The organism is Streptomyces sp. NPDC002536 (assembly GCF_053594995.1).
In genome coordinates this window covers 40565-58838 of the sequence record NZ_JBSFWU010000002.1, presented here as the reverse complement: position 1 = coordinate 58838, position 18274 = coordinate 40565, and the positions used below count along the sequence as shown (strand labels likewise).

The following is an 18274-nucleotide window of genomic DNA, read 5'->3' as shown; positions in this document are numbered from 1 at the left end:
GCCCAGTGCAGTGCCCTTGCACTTCATTGACAGCGACGGGCCGGGGGTCCCATGAGGGTGGTCGGTATCTGGACCGGAGCGTTCGCCTGCGCGCTCCAGACCGCATCGCGCATGACCAACGAGCAGTTCGCCGACCACCTGGGCGTCGCCACCCGCACGGTCGCCACCTGGCACACCAACCCTCACCTCGTTCCCCAGACCGAGACGCAGCAGCTCCTGGACGTCGCCTTCAAGCAGGCGTCCCCCGAAACCCGTCAGCGGTTCTCCCTGCTCGTTCTGGAAGCCGGCACCCAGGCCCCTGCCGCGGGGCCGGGCGAACCCCTGCGGGTCGCCATCGCCGTAGTCGTCCGGGGCGAGGAGGTCCTGCTGGTCCGCCGCCGCGGTGACGACGCCGTCGGCATCGCCTGGCAGTTCCCGGCGGGAGTGATCAAACCGGGAACACGGCCGGAGACCGCGACCGTCAGCGAGACCCTCAACGAGACCGGCGTTCACTGCGCGGTCCGTGAGGACCTCGGTGAACGCCTCCACCCCGTCACCGGCGTGCACTGCCTGTACTTCCTGTGCGACTACCAGGCCGGGAAAGCGACGAACCGCGACGCCGTGGAGAACGTGGACGTCAGCTGGGTGCCGAAAACCTCGTTGACCCGCTTCATACCGGCCGACACGATCTATCCCCCGATCCTGGCAGTCCTGGAGGACCAATGACCCAGCCGGCATCCGAGCAGCCCGCCATCGCCGCCGCGATCGTGGTGCACGACGGCGGCGTCCTGATGGTGCAGCGCAGAGTGAAGGAAGGCGAACTGCTCTGGCAGTTCCCCGCGGGCGAAGTCGAGGACGGCGAGTCCCCTGAGGAAGCGGCAGCACGCGAAGCACTCGAAGAGACCGGCGTGACCGTGAAGCCCACCGCGCTCCTCGGCGAGCGCACCCACCCGAAGACCGGACGACGCATGGCCTACGTCGCCTGCACCCTCGTCTCCGGAGAAGCACACGTCGCCGACACCGACGAACTCTCCGCCCTGACCTGGGCCCGGCTGGCCGATATCCCCGCGTACGTCCCCTACGGCCTCTTCGGCCCGGTCCAGGTGTACCTCGATGCCGCACTGAACGAATGACCCTGCCGCTCACGCCGGTGATCCTCCACCGGCGTCGGCTTCCGGCAGCGGCCGGTACACGGACACATGATGGGCGCTCGACGCGGTGAACGCCGACCCCTCCCAGTCCGCCCAGCGTTCTTCGAGGCGCAGTCCGGCCAGTTGCGCCATCAAGTCGAGTTCACCGGGGTGGGCATATCGCAGACGGCCGGGCCGGGCCCGATAGCCGTCCGGCCCGATGCGCACTTCCTGAGTGCGGATCGTCTGCCCGACTGGTTCATGCACCAAGGCAGACCAGGCCAGATGCTGATCGCCGAGATCGCTGACGACCACCTGGGGCCGCCCAGGGGGGAGGCCCCAGGTGTGCGGGACGGGTGCCTCGACGACGAAGGCCCCCTGCGCAGTCAGGTGCCGGGCGGCGCTACGAAAGCAGTCGACCTGGTCGTCCTGGTGCTCAAGCTCAAAGACGACGCCGGCGGCGGCATAGACCAGGGGATAGCGGGTGCCCAGGTCGAAGCGGGCCACGTCCGCGGGGCGGGCAGTGACGGACAAACGCGTCTCAGGGTTTTTGGCCTGCCGTTCGGCGAGGCGGGCGATCTTCTCGGGGGAGGCGTCGATGCCGAATACCGGTACGCCCCAGTCGGCCAGGGCGAAGGCTATCCTCCCTTCGCCCACGCCGAGTTCCAGGGCGGCCCCGTCGCCGGCCAGGTCGGCCAGCCGGGCGGCGGCAGGCCGCGGATCAGGTACGTCGCCCACCAGACGGGGGAGCAGCGGCATCGCAGAGAAGTTCGTGTGGTCGTGTAATGCCTCGGTCATCTCTCACTCGATTTCAGGGATAGCTGGCCGGCGGGTGCGTGCTGTCCGTCTCGTACGGACGGACAGCACGTACCGCTTCGAATAGGCGTGCTTGTTCTGTGGTCACTCCAGCGCCTGGAGGTCCTCCAGGTAGGCGCAGGTCCCGCTGGCCGCGGCCTTGACCGTGGCCGTGAAGAGTGCCGCGTTGGTCGGGTCCATGAGCGTCACGCCGTCGTCGGGGGTGAACCAGTCCCAGCCCAGCAGTTCCCCGTCCGGCACCCGGATGCCGACGTACTGGCCGGGGGCCACGTGGAGGGCGAAGACGAACAGCTCGTACGCGTCGGCGATGTACTTGCTGCCCCAGTACCGGTCCGCGGTGAGGTGCTGGACGGCCAGCAGCCGCCCCGGCCGGCCGCTGAGCCCGGTCTCCTCGCGGGCCTCGCGCACCGCGCACTGCAGGGGCGTCTCGCCGGGCTCCGCCTTACCGCCGGGGATCACCCAGTGCCCGGTCTTGGCGTGATGGACGAGCAGGACCCGGCCGTCCTCTCGTTGGACGAACATGCCAGCGCCCACGAGGAAGCGGTCATCAGACGACATCGGGCCTCAACTCCACGTACGCCGCCGTGCCGGTTCGCTGTGCGTGGTGGACGGCCACGAGCCGTTCCCAGGCCCGGGTGTCCAAGACCTTCGCCCACTCGTCCAGCGACTTCACCGCGAACTCATTGTGCTCATCCGGGTCGAGCTGGATGCGGTCGATGCCGTCGGCCGTGAGCTGGCCGCCGTCGAACGCGAAACCGAGCTTGGCCACGGGCCACTTGCCTACCGGCTGCCAGAACACCGCGAGGACCTTCGGACGACCGGTGAAGACGATCCCGGTCTCCTCCCGGCACTCCCTGACCGCGGTCTCGAACGGTGCCTCGTTCACCTCGTCGGTGTTGCCGCCCGGCCACTGCCACAACTGCCCGTGCTCGGGCTGGCTCGACCGCAATTGCAGCACCCTGCCCTCGGTGTCGGTGAAGAACATGCAGCCGAAGCTCGCGTGCATCGGCAGCCTCTTCACGTACTGCTCCGGCGGAATCCATGGATTCGCCAACGTGATCCCTCCCTGCATGAGGACGAAGTGCAGCAGCCCGGCTGCCTCCGTCACGGTGTCAACGGTGTGCTGGAGACAGGTCCGGTGCGCGGGAGCGGTCGGCCGTGGGAGACCCACACGGCTGTATCACGCATCCGCGGGCTCCTCTTCCCTCGGGGCGGGCACCTTCGCAGTCGTGTACTGGGCTGCTTCGATTTGGAGCAGTTCACTCACACAAGGTGCGGTGGCGTAGTTGTACGGCCCGCAGACACCCGCGCTGTGATGAGTAGCGGCGGCCAGAGCGGCATCCAGCCGTTCACGCGGGCCCATGCCGACCGGGGCCGTGGCGTGAAGGGCACCGAGGGCCAAGTCGCTGCCGCAGCCCACAGCCGCGTATCCGTCGGCTGGCTCGCCCACCTGATAGTCGCCCCCGATGACGAACAGGCGTCCATAGACGCCGACGAGAAACGTGCCGGCCCACTCCTGCTCGGAGTCCTTACGTGCCCAGCCGCCGTCCTTGAGGCACGTGCGCACCTTGTCCACGAACTTCGTGGCCATGAACCGCTCAAGGTCGTCCTTGGGCCTGGGCGCCTTGAAGGCGTGGTGCAGCAACTGGCCCATGCGGAAGCTGGTGGTGAAGCCCATGGCATAGGGGCCGTTGCGGAACACCTTCGAGTCCTTGCGGATCGCGATGGACAAGCTGTTCCAGGAGACTCCGGCGGAGTCCCCGCCGAGGTGGACCCGCTCTTCGTGGACCAGGCCGACGATCACGGTCATGGCTTCCCCCTTTACGCTCGTGCCTCGTGGATGACGTGAAGATGCAGGTGCTTCGGGTTCCGGTGCGCCTTCACGGGGTGACCGGCCCGTAGGCCGCGGCCGACGCGCCCGTGATGAGCGCCCAGTAGCGGTCACGGTGCGACCAGTGCCACCACTCGGTCGGGTAGTTCACGAACCCCGCGCTGGACATGGCGGTCGCGAGAACCTGGCGGCGTGCTCGGTGCAGGGAGCTGACGTTGGTGGCGTCCATGTAGCAGGCGCCCATGCTTTCCTCCGGCGTGGAGTTCGTTCGTGTCCCCAGGTCCAGCTCCGTCCCGCTGGAGTCGGCGAGGGTGATGTCGACGGCTGCCCCGGCGGGGTGCGGGGCGACCTCGGGCGGCGATACGTAGCGGCTGGCCGCAGAGTGGACCTGCTCGGCCGTCCATTGCGGGTTCTGCGCCCTCAGTTGCTCGGCGTACTCGGCGAAGTACTGCTCCTGGAGCTGCGGCGGCCGGTAGCCCTCGACCAGCAGCAGCCGCAGTCCATCAGGCAGCGCGGCTTGCGCGGACAGGAGCCGTTCGAGGACGTTTTTGCGGACGTGAGCGAAGTGCCCGGCCGCGTCCTGTCGGCTTTCGTCGACCAGCAGTCCGCTGCCGCGCGCGTCGACCAGCCGCTCGCCGCACTCGCGCACGGGTATCGCCGCGACCTTCGGATCGCACATCAGAATGATCTCGGACATCGGGTCAGTCACACGGTCTCCTTATGGGGTGGGGAAGGGGCACGGCGCCGTACTGGGCGGCTGGCTGGCTACCCGGGCCCGAGGAACGGTCTGTTGCCGACGGTGCGCGGTGATCAGCTGGCAGACAACCGGGTCGTCGTCCTTCGGCGACGGCAGAAGGTCGATGGTCTTGACGAGGAACCCCGACTCGACGAGCAGGTCCTCCCACAGGGCGGGGGTCAGGACCCACATCGGGGTGGTCAGCATGCCCTCGTTGGCCAGGCGCACGCCCTCGTCGCGCGGGCTGACCGTCGTGGACGGGCCGAGACCGTCCCGGTTGGTGTGCAGGACGGAGAAGACCAGTCGTCCGCCGGGACGGACACGGGGCGCGAGAGCCGGGAGGAGCTGGTGCGGGTCGATGAAGCCGAGGGAGTGCATCGCGTACACGACGTCGTACGGGTCACCCTCTTGGCGAAGGTGCTCGAGGGCGTCGGCCAGGACGAAGCGCACGCCCGCCTCTCCGTGCTCGCCGTAGCGGCCGAGCGCCCGCTGGTGCTGGGTGGGCGAGCCGTCGACCGCGTCGATCACCGCACCGTACGAGCGGGCCAGGTGCACGGCGTAGCGGCCGGTGCCGCTGCCGATGTCGAGGACCCGGCGGCCGGCGAGGTCGCCGAGGACTTCGTCGCCGGGCCCGTCGCCGTAGAACCCCCAGTCGATACGCTCGGGTTCGGGCGGGTTGCTTCCGCGGTCGAGGTGGAAGCGCCCGAAGTCCGTCCACACCTGGCGGTCGGCGGCCGTGTCGTTCATCAACAACCCCTCTTCTCGATACTGACGTCACCCCAGGCCCGCAGGGCGTAGCAGCGCAGGCTGCCCACGTCGATGGAGCGGGCATGGGCCCACAGACGAGTCAGCAACTCCTCCTCCGCGCTGGTGATTCCGGTCGAGGCCCGGTCGGGAGGAAGCCGTTCGGCCATGGGCGTGACCACCCAGAAGACGCCGCCGAAGTCCAGGAGGCTGCGCACGCGGTCGAGGAAGGCCGGTTTGTCCTTGATGAACGCGAAGACGAGCCGTGCGGTGACCAGGGCGAAAGCCCGCTGCGGAAGGGGCAGCGGCTGCGGGGCTTCGATGTCCACGCAGCGGTACTGCACGGGACCGTCGTTCGGCTCGGCGAGGGCGGGGGCGGCCGGGGTGCAGTCCAGACCGGTGACCTGGTAACCGAGTTCGGCGAGATGGCGGGCCAGTACGCCGTCGCCGCATCCGATATCGAGCGCGAGGCGTCCTCGGCCCGGGCCGGCATGCTGGTCGAGGAGCGCGGTCTCGGGCTCGGTGAGCGGGCTGTACCGGCGGCCCGCCGTCCACAGCTCTCCCCAGTAGTCGGCCGGGTTGTCGATGGTCACGCCGGTTCTCCTTCAGGATGAGGCGGCCGAGGGGCAGAGGCTGGGCTGGGAATGTGGTGCATGGTGCGGATCGAGGAGGCGAGGAGCACCAGGAACGGGATGGCGAGCGCGGCGGTGCCCAGGGCGAGGGTGGTCCACAGGCCGAGCCACGTGCCGGCCGCCCCGGCGAGGAGCGCGGCGAGCGGACGCGTGCCGTAGGTGATCCATTGGCCGGTGGCGAGCATGCGGCCCTGCATGCCGGGAGCGCATACGGCCTGGCGGATGCTGCGCTGGGTAGAGCCCTGCGCGGTGGCGCACGCCAGCTGGACGAACAGCCCCGCGGCGATGACGACCTGCCCGGTCCGCCCGGGCGCGGCGAGCAGTAGCGGCACTTCGGTGAACGGGGTGATGGCCAGGGCGGTGAGCATGACGCGGGCGGGTCCGTACCGGTCCACGAGCCAGCGGACGGCGAGGGCACCGGCGACTCCGCCGAGGGCCGCCGCGCTGAGCAGCGTGCCCAAGGTGGCGGCGGTGTAGCCGAGTTCGCGCAGCAGGTACACGTCCCACAGGGTGGTGACGACGGCGAATACGCCGGTGTAGACGGTGCCGGTCAGCAGCAGCGGCCGGATTGTCGGATGCCCCCACACGTACTTCACGCCGTCCGCGATCTCGGTACGCATTGAACCCTTCCGCTCGGACGGGTCGGGCGCCGGTTCGGGGGTGCGGATGCTGCCGAGGAGGAGCGCGCAGGCAAGGTAGGAGCCGACGTCACACCAGACAGCGCGGGCAGCCCCGAGGGCGGTGACGATGGCGCCGCCGAGCTGGGCTCCGGCGCTGTCGGCCAGGGAGGAGACCACGCCGATCTTCGCGTTCGCCTCCAGCAGGCGCTCGCCGGGCAGCAGGGACGGCAAGTAGCTGATCCGCGGGGTGGACCCGACGAGGCTGGCTGCGGAGGTCACCAGCGCCACCGCGTACAGCAGCTCCAGCGACAGGTGACCGAAGGCGTCCGCGAGCGGGACGGCGGTGAACGCGGCGGCGCACACGAGGACCGCGCCGATCATCAAGGGGCGTTTGCGGTGCCGGTCGGCGAGCGCCCCGGCGGGAAGAGCCACCAGCAACGGAGGCAACCGCTCGGCGAACGAGAGGAGCGACACCTGCCACACCGTGGCGTGCAGGGAGACCACCGCGATCAGCGGCAGCGCGACCCCCGTGACGCCGCTGCCCGCGACGTCGACCGCGCACGCCGACCAGTACCGCACGAAGTCCCCATGCCGCCACAGACTCCGCCCCGCCGGGGCCGTACTCACTGGGCGTTGCTCCCTTCTTCCACGTCGGCTGACCGACGCGGTCCCGGCACGGGGGCGTCCTGGTACTGGCGGGCCTGCATCTCGTACAGCTCGCGGAACACCCCGGCCGCCTTCGGGGACAGCAGCTCCTCGAAGGTTCCGGACTCGCGCAGCTCGCCCTTCTCCAGGACGTGGATGAGGTCGGCGTAGCGGACGGAGGCGAGGCGGTGGGTGATCAGCACGACCGTCTGACCGGTGTCGGCGAGCCGGTGGATCTGCTCGAAGACGTCCTGCTCCGCCTTCGCGTCGAGGGCGGAGGTGGGTTCGTCGACGATGAGGATCTCGGCGTCGCGGTAGCGGGCGCGGGCGATGCCCAGCTTCTGCCACTGTCCGCCGGAGATCTGGTGCCCGCCCCGGTAGCCCTTGTTCAGCAGTGTGTCCCAGCCGCGGGGCAGTTCTTCCACCACCGAGTCCGCTCCCGCGTAGACGGCCGCGCTCTCCAGCGCCGACTGGTCCGTGGGGCGGTCGGGACGGCCGATCGCGACGTTCATCCGGCAGGTGAACGGCCATCTGTGGAAGTCCTGGCCCACGACGGCGAACTGGGCGAAGAGCTGTGCCCGGTCGAGTTCGCCGGCCGGGACGCCGTCCCACAGGATGCGCCCGCTGTCCGGCTGGTAGAGCCCGGCCAGCAGCTTGGAGACGGTGGTCTTGCCCGAGCCGTTCTCACCCACGAGCGCGATGATCTTCCCGACCGGGATGTCCAGGCTCACCCCCTTCAGCGCGGGCCGCTCCACCTCCGGCTCGTCCTCCGCCGCTCCCTCCGGCCCCTGCTCCGGCTCGTCGTCGTTGTCGGTCGGGTAGGTGAAGGTGACGTTGTCGAAGCGGATCAGCGACAGCCCGCGGGGGACCGGCCGGCCGCCCTTGGGGATCGCCCACTTCTCCGCGTCGACGAACAGCCGCTCCAGGTCCTGGACGTAACAGGCTTCCTCGTAGAGGTTGTTGACCTGGAGGACGAGCGTGGACAGGCTCTGCCCGCCGGTGCGAACGGCCAGGACGGCGGTGCCCGCCACCGACAGGGCCATCACCCCGGTGACGAGCAGCCCGGCGAGTGCCGCGTAGGTCAGGAGCGCGGCGAGGCCGGTGAGCGCGGCGGCGATCAGCCGGACCCGCGCGGCGTCGGCCGCGAGGCGGGCCTGCTCGGTCTCGGAGGCCTGCGACATCTGCCGGAAGTGCTCCAGGATGAACGGGCCGACACCGTGCACGCGGATCTCCGGCGCCGGGCCGGTGCGCACCAGGGTCTGGCTCAGCAGCCGTCCGGCCCGCGAGTGTTCCATCCACCGCAGGTAGGAGCTGTATTTCGCGCGGGAGTTCTGCAGGGAGGCCCAGGAGCGGGGCACGGTCATGAGCAGCAGCAGGGGCAGCAGCGCGGGGTGGAGGACGGTGAGAACCCCGGCGGCGGAGACGAAGGAGATCAGGGAGCCGACCACTCCGGTGCAGGCGCTGACCATGCGGCGGGATGCCTGGGCGCCGTACTGCGCGGAGTCCATCAGCCGCTGGAAGGCGGCGTCCTCGACGGCCGCGAGCTCCACCTTGATCACGTGCGTCAGGTACATCTCGGTGGCGACCCGCTCGACCTTCGGCTCCAGCCGCCCCGAGCCCGAGGTGGCCGCGGCGTTGGCCAGGGCGCCGAGGATGCCGGTGGCGGCCGCGCCGATCATGGCGGGGATCGCGGACTGCACGCGGTGCCCGATCTCCCCGGTGGCGAGCACGGCGGCCAGGATCGCGTTGACCGCGATCAGGCTGATGGCCTGGCTGATCCCGCGGGCGAGCGTCCCGACGCCGGTCGTCCACAGGGCACGGCGGTCAGCCCGCCATGCCAGCCGCGTGGTGAAGGCCACCAGCCGAGGGAGGCGCAGGGCCATGGCCCACAGCGACATCTCGAAGTAGGCGTTGCGGTAGTTCGCCCACTTCGCCGCGTAGACCAGCGGCCCGCCGAACAGCAGTTGCTCCGACGGTGACCCCTCGGCTTCCTCGCCCGGCTCGGTAGTCGCCCGCTGCCGTTTCGTCGCTTTCACGCTGCCCCTCCCGTCGGCCAGCCGTGCTCGGACAGCAGATCCCCGCCGCAGAACTGCTTCAGGACGGCGGCGGTGTACGGCACGCAGTCCGCCGGCGGCCGCACGGGATCCGCCCACACCAGCGCGGAGGACTTCTCCGGTTCGCGGATCGACGGCGTTCCCGTCCACTGCTGCGCGGTGAAGACCACACCGAGCCGCCCTTCACCTTCGGGGCTGCGGTGGTGGATGAGGTGGCAGAACTGAAGATCGCGGGGTGCGATCGCGACCCCGACCTCCTCGGCGACCTCGCGCAGGGCGCCGGCGGTGACGGTCTCGTCTTCCTCCAGGTGTCCGCCAGGCGGGCACAGCAGCCCGGAGGCGTACACCGTGCCCGCCCGGCGGAGGAGCAGGACCCGCCCGTCATCGCGGACCATCAGCACCATCACGTCGACCACGAGCCGGTAGCGCGGCACTTGTGTCACGCCTGCCTCCCCGTGGCCGTTCCAGCGCGGCGGCCAGGCTTCTGGCCGTGTTCGAATCGCAAACGCACCCCCGTAGCATTTGTGAATTGGCCCTGGTGGTGATGCACTACGCCTCCTCGTTGACGAGCGGGTCGGACGAGTGATCGGAAAAACGGCCCCCGGACGGGTGTGGTCACGGCTTATCGGGGGCGTTTCGTCGTTCAGGAATTCGAGTAGTCGTCAATCGGCCCGTGATCGCTGGGCGGGCGGCCCGCGGGGCTGTGTGCGATTCACTCGGGCGTGGCAGCTCACCCGATCCGGGTCTTGCGTTGCTGCCGGAAACGACCGGCCGCCACCCTGATTCAGGTGTCGACGGGGTCTGGGTGGCGGCCGCTTTGCAGACGACCGGGTGACGCCCCTCACGACGCGGAACCCGCCTTCCTTGCAGTGGACTTCTTCGCTGGAGGCCGCTTCCTCGGGGGCGGGGCCGGCCGCCGCGCGGGCGGAGGGTCTACTTCTCCACCGAGAGCGCGGTAGAGCTTGTCGGGGTCGGTCCAGCCTCCGGGCGGCACGACCCACCGCACATCGCGGGTCTGTGTGCACGTGGCGGTCAGCGGAAGCTCGATCACGGTGTTCCGGCGCAGCAGCCGGGCGCCCCGTCCCCGCAGGTCCCACCGGTCGGCCCACCCGCAGTCGATCAGGAACGTCCACTGGCCGGCGTACCCGCTGGCCAGGACCGGGCCGATGCTGGACCCGAGCGTCTTCAGCGTCCGTTCGCCGAGCCAGGGCGGGACCCTGACCGCGTCCCACTCCACCCCGCACCGGGCGTGGATCATCCCGGGTATCGACCTCACAGGATCGCCCCGGAACCGGGCTACCTCCCGCTGCTCCTTGTGGTCCGTGTAGGGGTTGAGGAAGTTGACCATCAGCCCCACGGCGTCTTCCTGGCCGCGGCCTCCGGGGTGGCCGGGGAGTTCTCGCGTGTGTAGATCCTGAGCTCCCAGGCGCGCCGGACGCCGTGGGCCGCATTGCGCGCTGCGAGCTTGCCGAGCAGGTTCCTGTTGACCGGCGTCAGGTGATGAGTCGGCCAGCGGCGGGACTCGGCCAGCCGTCGCAGGGTGACGCCGGTGGCGTACGCGTCGAGCACCGCGCGCTCGATCTCGTCAAGGACCAGGGGTTGTTCTTCCGGCTCCGTGCCGCGTGGCAGCGGCAGAGGGTAGTCGGGGTGCCGGTAGGCGGCGTGCAGCAGAGCGGGCGTGCGCCCGCCCGACTTCAGTTTCTGGTCGGCGTAGTTCAGGGCTTGTGTCACGGCGTGCAGTCGTCCGCCCAGGAGCGTCGCCGTGCCGCGGTGGGTGTGCCCGAGGGAGATCAGGGTGAGCACGGTGCGCTGGAGGGGGTTGAGTATCGGGCAGCTGCGCAGCTCCCTCAACTCGGCGTCGGCCACCTGGCCTTGGAGGGGCGCGAAAATGTCGTCGACGGCCTCGGTGCCGTCGGCGCGGGGCGAAATAGTGTGCGTGGACACGATGGGCTCTCTCGTACGGGTGGGTCTACAGGGGCAGAAAGGGGGCGCGCGGGTCGGTCGTTACTGCTGGGCCGCGCTGGCGGCGATGAGGTGGTGGCCCCTGCTGGAGAGCAGGTCGAAGCCCACGGCCGTGCCGAGGTCCATCGGATCGGTACCGCGCTGGTGGGAGACGACGAACCGGCCGCCATCCGGCTGGAAGAGGACGCCGCGCAGGGACAGCTGACCATCCGGCAGGGTGATGCAGAATCCGGCCGCTGGCGCGTGCCCGCCGGCGAGCAGGACGCACCGCAGCATGCGTTCGGCGTCGATCTCCCGCCGGGTGCGCGTGTCGTCGAGCCGTCCGACGACCGCGACGGTGCCTTCGTCGTCGTTGCGGCATTGGAGGGCGGTCGCGGCAGCCCCCAGGGGCGGGCACAGGCGCTCCACGGGAAGCCAGTCACTGGCCCGGTACTGCTGGCCGAGCAGGTCCAGGGCGTGGGAAGCGACGACCAGGGCGCCGACCTCGCCGGCCTCCAGGGCCTTCAGGCGCTGGTCGACGGTCCCCAGGACCGGCATCACTTTCAGGTGCGGGTGGCTGCGGGCCAGGTACGCGGCGCGCCGTACCGAGGTCGTGCCGATGGTCGTGCCCCGGGCGAGCCGGTCGAGGGGCAGCCCGCCGGGATGCACGAGAGCGTCGCGGACATCGCCGCGCTGCGGGTAGGCGGCGACCACGGTCCCCGGGCGGACCAGGGGGACGGCCGGGATGTCCTTCACGTGCCGCACCGCGACATCGCAGCGACCGTCTAAGAGCGCCTGTTCGACAGGGCTGGGGGACGTGCTCGTCCCGGAGACGTGGGCAGGACCGGGCATGGGGATGACGCTGACCTCGACGGGCGGCCGCAGTTTCTCCAGGCTGGCCCTGGCCTGCTCGGCCTTGGCCAAGGCCAGGGGCGCATCGTGCACCCCGATACGAATGTGCTTGCGCTTACGCACGCGTGATCTCCAGACGTTCAAGGCCGACAAAGCGTCGGAAAGCGGTGTGTTCTGGGGCAGCTACGATGCGCCCAACCATGCCGTTGGCGCGAGGAGTTGATGGTCATGACCGTGGTCACGGTCGGGTCCCGGGCGAGCCACCTGGCGCGCGCCCAAGTCGCCGAGTACCTGGCGCCGCTGCGCCGCCGCTTCCCCCACATCGACTTCCGGCACCGGGTGGTGGCCGAGAGCGCCGACAAGGATCGGCGCACCGCCTTGGTCGAGGTCTCCCGCGCAGCGAACGGCGCCGCGTTCGCAGGCGCCCAGGAAGCCGCCCTGCTCGACAAGCGCGTGGACTTGGTCGTGCACTCGTTCAAGGACCTGCCCGCCACCCCCACGCCGGGCTTGGTGCTGCTGCCACCGCCTGGCCGCAAGGACGCGCGCGACGCCCTGTGCGGCAGCACCCTCGACGCCCTTCCGAAGGGCGCCCGGGTGGGCACGAGCGCGCCGCGCCGCATCGCCCAGCTCCTCGCGGCCCGGCCCGACCTGCGCCTGGTTCCCATCCGCGGCAACGTCCCCCCGCGTCTGGCCAAGGCCAGGGCGGGCGGGCTCGATGCCGTGGTCCTGGCCGCCGCCGGCCTGCGCCGCCTGGGCCGCGCCGAGGACATCAGCGAACTGCTGCCCGTCGACCCCTTCACGCCCTCGCCCGCCCAGGGCGCGCTCGGCATCCAGATCCGCGAGGACGACGTGATGCTCCGCGACCTCCTCGCCGACCTCGGCGACCCGGAGGCCGACGCCCAGGTGCGCGCGGAGCGGGCCCTGCTCACCGCCCTGCGCTCCGGCTGCGACCTGCCGGTCGGCGCGTACGCCCGCATCCGCAGCGACGGCAGCCTGTCCCTGACGGCCCGCGTCACCGCGCTGGACGGCACGCGCGAGGTCGCCGTCACCGCCAGCGGCCCGGCCACCGCCCCGGAGGCCCTGGGGCGTGCCGTTGCCGAAGACCTCCTGCGCCACGGGGCGGGGCCCCTGCTGGAGGCGGCCCGCGCGGTCACCGGCTGACCGGCCGCGTGCTCAGGCGGACCTCGACCGGAAGGTGGTCCGACAGCCTTCGCGTCAGGGGCGTGTCGTGCACGACGGCCCCGGCGACGTGCCCGGTGAGGTGCTGGTTGATCAGCACGAAGTCCGAGCGGTGATCCAGCAGTTCGACCTCGGACCAGTAGCCCGCGGTGCGGTGCGGCTCCCGGCCGTGCAGCTCGAACGGGTCACGCCAGCCCGCTTCGTGCAGCAGCTGGATCGCGCGCCGGTCGGTGACCCCGGACTTCCCGCTCGGCGTGAGCTGGCAGTGCCGCGAGCGCAGGTTCGCCGGAATCCGGCCCCAGTCCGGCTCCGCGTCCTGGAGCCCGATGGTGTTCAGGTCACCCAGCAGCACCACGCGCTGCGCCTCGCCCTCGTAGGTGTCGCCGTAGCCGGTCAGCCACCGGGCCTCGGCCAGGCGTTCGTCACCGCCGAGGAAGCACAGGTGGGTGAACAGCGCGGTGATCTCCAGCTCGTCGCGCAGCAGCAGCCGGACCCGGCCCAGTCCGTGGTAGAAGCTCCCGCGGTCGGCGTCGGCGTCGTGGCCCTGCACACGGACGGTCTCCGGCCGCACCAGCAGCGCCAGATGGTTCCCGCGACCACTGCGCGACAGCACCGGCGGCAACGGCACCATCCCGACGGCGTTCGCCAGCTCCCACAGGCGCCGCCAGTCGCCCTGCTCCCAGCCGCGCAGCTCCTGCAACGCGAGCACGTCGGGCGCCAGAGCCGACAGGAACTCGATCTGGGCCTTCCGGCGGCTCTCGTCGCCCTCGCCGTCGATGCCGCCGGTGCGGATGTTGAACGTCACCAGGTGAACGCCGTCATCGAGCCGGGGCACGGCCTGCGGCAGGGCGCCGCAGGCGTCCGTGAGCAACTGGGCCTCCAGGCTGTCGTTCGTCGTTCCTCCGCCCGCCGTTCCTTCAGGGGCGGTAGACGGCGTGGGCCGTAAATTCACAACAGGAGCATTCACGTCAAATGTCCTTCACAGGTGGGGCGTACATGGGGCGGGGGTTCGAGGCGGGGCCGCCGGGTGAGGGAGAGCAGCCGCACGTCGCTGTCCGTGCCGGCCTCCGGCAGGCCGACCGCACGGCGCCGCTCGGCCAAGGCGGACGGGTCGGCGACCGGGTAGAGGCTGATCGAGCCGTCGTCGTGCAGCACCCACTGGGTGCCGTGGGTCTGCAGCTCGCCGTCGTGCATCGACAGCCGGTCGCCGAGATAGGCCGTGTGCCGGGCCGGGGCGTCACCGGCTTCGACGGCCTCGTGCAGAAGACCGAGCGCGTCACGCTGGAACGGGGTATGCCGGTCGCACATCATCGCGACCCACCACGCCGCCTCGGCACCGACCTCGCCCACCAGGCGCACCCCGGGCCAGCCGTGGGCGTCGAAGTACTGGCGGAGCTCCCGTGTACTGCGCTGCTCCCAGCGCAGCATCTCCTGCATCTTGTCGCCTGTGGGAACGGGGCCGGTGAACGCGCGGGCGGCGAGTCCTTCGCTGTGGAGGCGGAACAGCGTCGACAGCACGTCGAGGCGCGGGCAGGGCCATGAACGAGGGGGTACGAGGGCGGCTCCGTCGTCGGCGGCCGCGCGGGGCCGGGGAGGACCGAGGCGCGCGTCGGACTTGGGGTCAGCCACGGGCGGCCACCGCCGTCCGGCGCATCGGGCGGGGCGCCGTCTTCAGGCGAAGGCGCTCGATCTGGCGGCCCGCGCTGCTGGCCAGGCACGCCGCCCCCGCCAGGCGCCCGCCGCGCGTGAACAACCAGCGCACCGCGTCACCGTCCGGCAGCCGGCACGGACGGCCGGGAACGCGGGCTTCGGGCACTTCGTAGGCGAGCCGCGCGAGCACCGCGCCCTGCCACCAGGCCCGCGCGCACACCGCCCGCCAGGTGAGGTCGGCGGGCGCGACGTCGAGGTGAACGACCGCGTCCGGCACGGCCTGTACGAAGCGGCCCGCCGCCCACAGCCGGGTGGCGAACGCCGCCGCCCCACACCGACGGTGACCCCGGTCAGCACCGGTGTGCTCGTCGTCGAACTGGAGAGGGGCGACGCCGTTGCGGAACCCGAGGTTGCAGCCCGAGACCTCCCACGGCCGTTCCAGCTCGCCGGGCACCGTCGGCCATCGCGCCGAGCCGACCAGATCGAGCACAGCCTTCGGCAGCCGAGGCCCCGGCGGGTCGGTGACGGCCACCGACACCTGGCCGCACACCAGATCCGCACCCCCGTACGTCAGCGCGGCGACCATCGCGCGCACCCACCCCGGGTCCGGCCGGGCGGCCGGGTCGGTGATCAGGACGACTTCCCCGGTGGCCACGCGGATGCCGGTGTTGCGGGCCCGAGAGAGCCCGGCATCCGGCTCGCGCAGCACGTAGACCGGCAGTCGCGAGGCGGCTAAACCGGACAGCTCCAGCGTCGGCTCCGTACAGGTGTCGACCGCGATCAGCTCGATCGTCCCCAGGTAGTCCTGCTTCAGCAGGGCCATGAGAAGGCGCGGCAGGCGGGAGGCGTTGTCCCGCACGGCGACCACGACACTGACCAACGGAGGCACGGTCATCTCCTCGTTCACGGCTTGATGGCGAGGACGGCGTAGGCGGCGGAGGACGCGCCACCGCCCGGGGCGGTCCTGCTGTCGCGGCCCCAGCGCGCCGTCGGCTGCACGCCGTTCTTGGCCAGGCGCCATCCCGCGCCGAACGCCTCCACCTCGTCCCGGGTGCGCAGGTACGTGGGCATTCCGGCCGCCGTGGCCGCTTCGGCGGCGGCCACGTGACGGGGGTGGAGATCGCCAGTGGGGTGCGTGATGGACAGGGCGCTGCCGCTGGCCAGCATGTTCTTGAGCTCGTCGACCAGGTCGTAGGGGTCCGGCATCAGGTGCAGGACGTGATGCAGCAGCACCGCGACCGGCCGGGTGAAGTCCAGGACCTCGCGGGCCTGGACGCCGGACAGGGTGGCGGGCTGGGCCAGGTCCGCGAGCATGAACCCGGTGTGGGCCGGCGGGGTGGCGTTCATGACGGAGCGGGCGCGGGCGAGCGCCACAGGGTCCGAGTCCGCGTACACGACCCGGGCCGTGCCGTACCGGCCGATGACCTGGTGCATGTACGGCCGGAGCGGGTAGCCGCAGCCGACGACGAGCACCTGCCGGATACGGCGCTCGACGGCCAGATAGGTCACGGCCAGCTCGCGGTGCCGGTGGGCGATCCGCGCCGCCAGCCGGGCCTGCGGGTCCGCGGCCAGCAGCACGGCGGCCATCTCCCGGTCGCTGGAGGAGTGGTCGTGCCCGCGCAGCAGGAAGTTGTGGACGCGGGCAGGGCGCGGCCTGTCGAAGTAGTCGCCGTCGAGGACCAGGCTCGGCGAGGGCGGCAGCTCCCACCGCCCCGCCTCCAAGGCGGGGCAGTCCTCGAGCGCGGAAGCGCCGGGCGGTGTGGCGGTCAGGTGATCAGTCACGGTGGTGTTCTCCGGATCAGGCCGGGCAAGGGAGAGAGAAGCCGCGCCGGTGGTTCGGGCCCCGCGCCCGGCGGGCGGGACTTGGGTCTTCCGGCGGTGGAGACGGGCAGCGAAGTGGACTCGCCGCCCGGTGTGGGCGTGGAGGATCTAGCGCACGAGCGGCGGAATCAGCGGAACCGCGCAGGCGGCGGGCACCACCACGAGCAGCACGGCGTTCCGTTTCCGGAGAAGCCGCCCGGGCCCGGGGTCGCGCTGCCGGCGGTGCCGGGCCCGCGCGTGCCGCCTCGGCCGCACGGCGGGGGTCTCGCCCATGGGCGGCCGCTGAACCGGGCGGGGCTGCGGGGAAAACATGGTCGGCGGGGCGGGCATCAAGTTCTGTGCCGGATGGTCCGCGTACCGGAAAGGCCCGGTGTCGTGCTCCGTCCCGGTCACTTCGGCACCGCCCCCGAGACGAAGCCCGCGGCCATACGGAACCGGGCAGTGCCCTCGGCCCGCAGGAACACCCGGGGGCCGGCGAACGCCCTCCGGCCTGTTGCCCAACGGGTGTTGTCGACCAGGAGCCCCTGGCCGTACCCGAGGGCGAGGACCTGCTGGTGCCGCTGCAAGGCGGTGCGCAGTACCGGCAGGTACGGCTGGGTGGCTGCGCTCCAGCGCACCACCCCGTCCTGGCGCAGCCGGAGCGTGTATCGGCGGCGCCCGAGGTTTTCGAAGACGGGGGCCGATACGGTGGGGCCGAAGGTGGCCGCTCGCTCGTGCAGGAACGCGTCGGTGGTGTCGGGACGGCGTCGGCACAGGTCGCCGAAGAGAACCTTCCCGTCGACCAGTACGGTCTCCCCGCCCTCGTGCCCCGGATGGAGGCAGGCCATCAGGACGAGCCGGGGCGGGTGGACGAGATCAGCACGGCAGGTGTGGACGTCGACCGCCGCGCGCGTCAGCTCGGCGTGCCCAACGAGGTGCGCGTGCCCGCCGGTGTCCCAGACCTCGTGCAGGCCCAACGGGCCCTTGCCCGGGTACACGCCCCGGAGCATCACCCGGTCCGCGAACTTGGCCACGGCTTCCGGCGACGTGAGCCCGCTGACGGCCACCAGGCCCGTGTGCCGCATCCGGGCGGCGATCAGATCGACGACCCGCGGCTGCCGGATGTCGACCTCGTACTGGGCGAACAGCCCGCTTAAGGAGGCGATGGTGGGAGAAGTGGTCATCGTGACACCTCGTTGAGCCAGGGGAGGACGGCCCAGGTGGCTCGGCCTCCGTCGGGCAAGGGGCGCCAGGACCAGCTCTCAGCCACGGCCTCGACGATCGTCATGCCACGGCCGGATTCGGCATCCTCGCTCACCATCTGTTGCACGGTGGGTACGGACTTCGGGTTCCCGCTGTCCTCGACCTCGATGATCAGGGAACCGCCACCCTCGGCTGCGGTCAGCGCCAATTCGCTACGGGGCGCGTGCTGAAGCGCGTTGGTGAGAAGTTCGCTGGCCACGAGTTCGGCGGCGGGGACCCCCTCCTCGGCCTCGGCTCCCCACTCGATGAGGGTGGCGCGGAGCATTCGGCGTGCCTTCCCGACGGAATGCTTGTGCGGCGCGACCGCGAACGCGACTTGATGCCGGACGGGAAGGCGCGGCCGCTCCAAGGGGGAGACAGCCTCCAAGGTGGTTGGTCTGCCTGCGGTTCCCATGATCATCT

At 71.2% G+C, this 18274-nt stretch carries 23 protein-coding genes; 3 read left to right on the top strand and 20 right to left on the bottom strand.

Going from position 1 to position 18274, the window contains the following annotated elements:
* Positions 1-51: 51 nt before the first annotated feature.
* Positions 52-705, top strand: coding sequence for an NUDIX domain-containing protein (locus tag ACWD4B_RS01090; RefSeq protein WP_451418754.1), 654 nt, complete (start codon positions 52-54; stop codon positions 703-705).
* On the top strand, positions 702-1112 hold the full coding sequence (locus ACWD4B_RS01085) for an NUDIX hydrolase (RefSeq protein ID WP_451418753.1): 411 nt from the start codon (positions 702-704) through the stop codon (positions 1110-1112). Before ACWD4B_RS01090 ends, ACWD4B_RS01085 begins: the two co-directional genes overlap by 4 nt.
* A gap of 9 nt (positions 1113-1121) precedes the next feature.
* On the opposite strand, the gene ACWD4B_RS01080 is transcribed toward ACWD4B_RS01085, so the two are convergent.
* From ACWD4B_RS01080 to ACWD4B_RS01020, 13 genes are all read right to left on the bottom strand, one after another.
* Positions 1122-1907, bottom strand: a complete 786-nt coding sequence (locus ACWD4B_RS01080; RefSeq protein ID WP_451418752.1) for a class I SAM-dependent methyltransferase — start codon at positions 1905-1907, stop codon at positions 1122-1124.
* A gap of 102 nt (positions 1908-2009) precedes the next feature.
* Positions 2010-2483: an NUDIX domain-containing protein gene (locus ACWD4B_RS01075; RefSeq protein ID WP_451418751.1), complete on the bottom strand. Its 474-nt coding sequence runs from the start codon at positions 2481-2483 to the stop codon at positions 2010-2012.
* Complete coding sequence (locus ACWD4B_RS01070; RefSeq protein WP_451418750.1) at positions 2473-3033, bottom strand: NUDIX domain-containing protein; 561 nt, start codon at positions 3031-3033, stop codon at positions 2473-2475. The genes ACWD4B_RS01075 and ACWD4B_RS01070 overlap by 11 nt, the downstream gene beginning before the upstream one ends.
* 72 nt (positions 3034-3105) lie before the next feature.
* Positions 3106-3735, bottom strand: coding sequence for a hypothetical protein (locus ACWD4B_RS01065; protein WP_451418749.1), 630 nt, complete (start codon positions 3733-3735; stop codon positions 3106-3108).
* Between the two features lie 70 nt (positions 3736-3805).
* Positions 3806-4453, bottom strand: coding sequence for a M15 family metallopeptidase (locus tag ACWD4B_RS01060; RefSeq protein ID WP_451418872.1), 648 nt, complete (start codon positions 4451-4453; stop codon positions 3806-3808).
* A gap of 21 nt (positions 4454-4474) precedes the next feature.
* Complete coding sequence (locus ACWD4B_RS01055; protein ID WP_451418748.1) at positions 4475-5239, bottom strand: class I SAM-dependent methyltransferase; 765 nt, start codon at positions 5237-5239, stop codon at positions 4475-4477.
* Positions 5239-5829, bottom strand: coding sequence for a class I SAM-dependent methyltransferase (locus ACWD4B_RS01050; RefSeq protein ID WP_451418747.1), 591 nt, complete (start codon positions 5827-5829; stop codon positions 5239-5241). The genes ACWD4B_RS01055 and ACWD4B_RS01050 overlap by 1 nt, the downstream gene beginning before the upstream one ends.
* Positions 5826-7115 (bottom strand): MFS transporter, encoded by a 1290-nt coding sequence (locus ACWD4B_RS01045; protein ID WP_451418746.1) that lies wholly within the window; start codon positions 7113-7115, stop codon positions 5826-5828. The genes ACWD4B_RS01050 and ACWD4B_RS01045 overlap by 4 nt, the downstream gene beginning before the upstream one ends.
* Positions 7112-9169 (bottom strand): ABC transporter ATP-binding protein, encoded by a 2058-nt coding sequence (locus tag ACWD4B_RS01040; RefSeq protein WP_451418745.1) that lies wholly within the window; start codon positions 9167-9169, stop codon positions 7112-7114. Before ACWD4B_RS01040 ends, ACWD4B_RS01045 begins: the two co-directional genes overlap by 4 nt.
* Entirely contained in the window at positions 9166-9630 is a 465-nt protein-coding gene (locus ACWD4B_RS01035) for an NUDIX domain-containing protein (RefSeq protein ID WP_451418744.1), read from the bottom strand. The genes ACWD4B_RS01040 and ACWD4B_RS01035 overlap by 4 nt, the downstream gene beginning before the upstream one ends.
* Before the next feature lie 398 nt (positions 9631-10028).
* Entirely contained in the window at positions 10029-10544 is a 516-nt protein-coding gene (locus ACWD4B_RS01030) for a hypothetical protein (RefSeq protein WP_451418743.1), read from the bottom strand.
* Positions 10535-11131: a hypothetical protein gene (locus ACWD4B_RS01025; protein ID WP_451418742.1), complete on the bottom strand. Its 597-nt coding sequence runs from the start codon at positions 11129-11131 to the stop codon at positions 10535-10537. The genes ACWD4B_RS01030 and ACWD4B_RS01025 overlap by 10 nt, the downstream gene beginning before the upstream one ends.
* Positions 11132-11191: 60 nt before the next feature.
* A complete protein-coding gene (locus tag ACWD4B_RS01020) occupies positions 11192-12103 on the bottom strand; it encodes a hydroxymethylbilane synthase (protein ID WP_451418741.1) in 912 nt (303 codons plus the stop codon).
* Between the two features lie 105 nt (positions 12104-12208).
* On the opposite strand from ACWD4B_RS01020, the gene hemC reads away from it, so the two are divergent.
* The gene (gene hemC, locus ACWD4B_RS01015; protein ID WP_451418740.1) at positions 12209-13141 is read left to right on the top strand and encodes a hydroxymethylbilane synthase; all 933 of its coding nucleotides are present in this window, start codon (positions 12209-12211) and stop codon (positions 13139-13141) included.
* On the opposite strand, the gene ACWD4B_RS01010 is transcribed toward hemC, so the two are convergent.
* From ACWD4B_RS01010 to ACWD4B_RS00980, 7 genes are all read right to left on the bottom strand, one after another.
* Positions 13131-14111 (bottom strand): endonuclease/exonuclease/phosphatase family protein, encoded by a 981-nt coding sequence (locus tag ACWD4B_RS01010; protein ID WP_451418739.1) that lies wholly within the window; start codon positions 14109-14111, stop codon positions 13131-13133. The genes hemC and ACWD4B_RS01010 overlap by 11 nt on opposite strands.
* Positions 14112-14122: 11 nt before the next feature.
* Complete coding sequence (locus ACWD4B_RS01005) at positions 14123-14788, bottom strand: DUF6624 domain-containing protein (RefSeq protein WP_451418738.1); 666 nt, start codon at positions 14786-14788, stop codon at positions 14123-14125.
* Positions 14781-15698: a glycosyltransferase family 2 protein gene (locus tag ACWD4B_RS01000; RefSeq protein ID WP_451418737.1), complete on the bottom strand. Its 918-nt coding sequence runs from the start codon at positions 15696-15698 to the stop codon at positions 14781-14783. The genes ACWD4B_RS01005 and ACWD4B_RS01000 overlap by 8 nt, the downstream gene beginning before the upstream one ends.
* Before the next feature lie 14 nt (positions 15699-15712).
* Positions 15713-16591 (bottom strand): SAM-dependent methyltransferase, encoded by an 879-nt coding sequence (locus ACWD4B_RS00995; protein ID WP_451418736.1) that lies wholly within the window; start codon positions 16589-16591, stop codon positions 15713-15715.
* A gap of 147 nt (positions 16592-16738) precedes the next feature.
* Positions 16739-16903, bottom strand: a complete 165-nt coding sequence (locus ACWD4B_RS00990; protein ID WP_451418735.1) for a hypothetical protein — start codon at positions 16901-16903, stop codon at positions 16739-16741.
* A 116-nt stretch (positions 16904-17019) separates the two neighbouring features.
* Complete coding sequence (locus tag ACWD4B_RS00985) at positions 17020-17793, bottom strand: TauD/TfdA family dioxygenase (RefSeq protein ID WP_451418734.1); 774 nt, start codon at positions 17791-17793, stop codon at positions 17020-17022.
* A complete protein-coding gene (locus tag ACWD4B_RS00980) occupies positions 17790-18266 on the bottom strand; it encodes an ATP-binding protein (RefSeq protein WP_451418871.1) in 477 nt (158 codons plus the stop codon). The genes ACWD4B_RS00985 and ACWD4B_RS00980 overlap by 4 nt, the downstream gene beginning before the upstream one ends.
* Between the last annotated feature and the right edge of the window lie 8 nt (positions 18267-18274).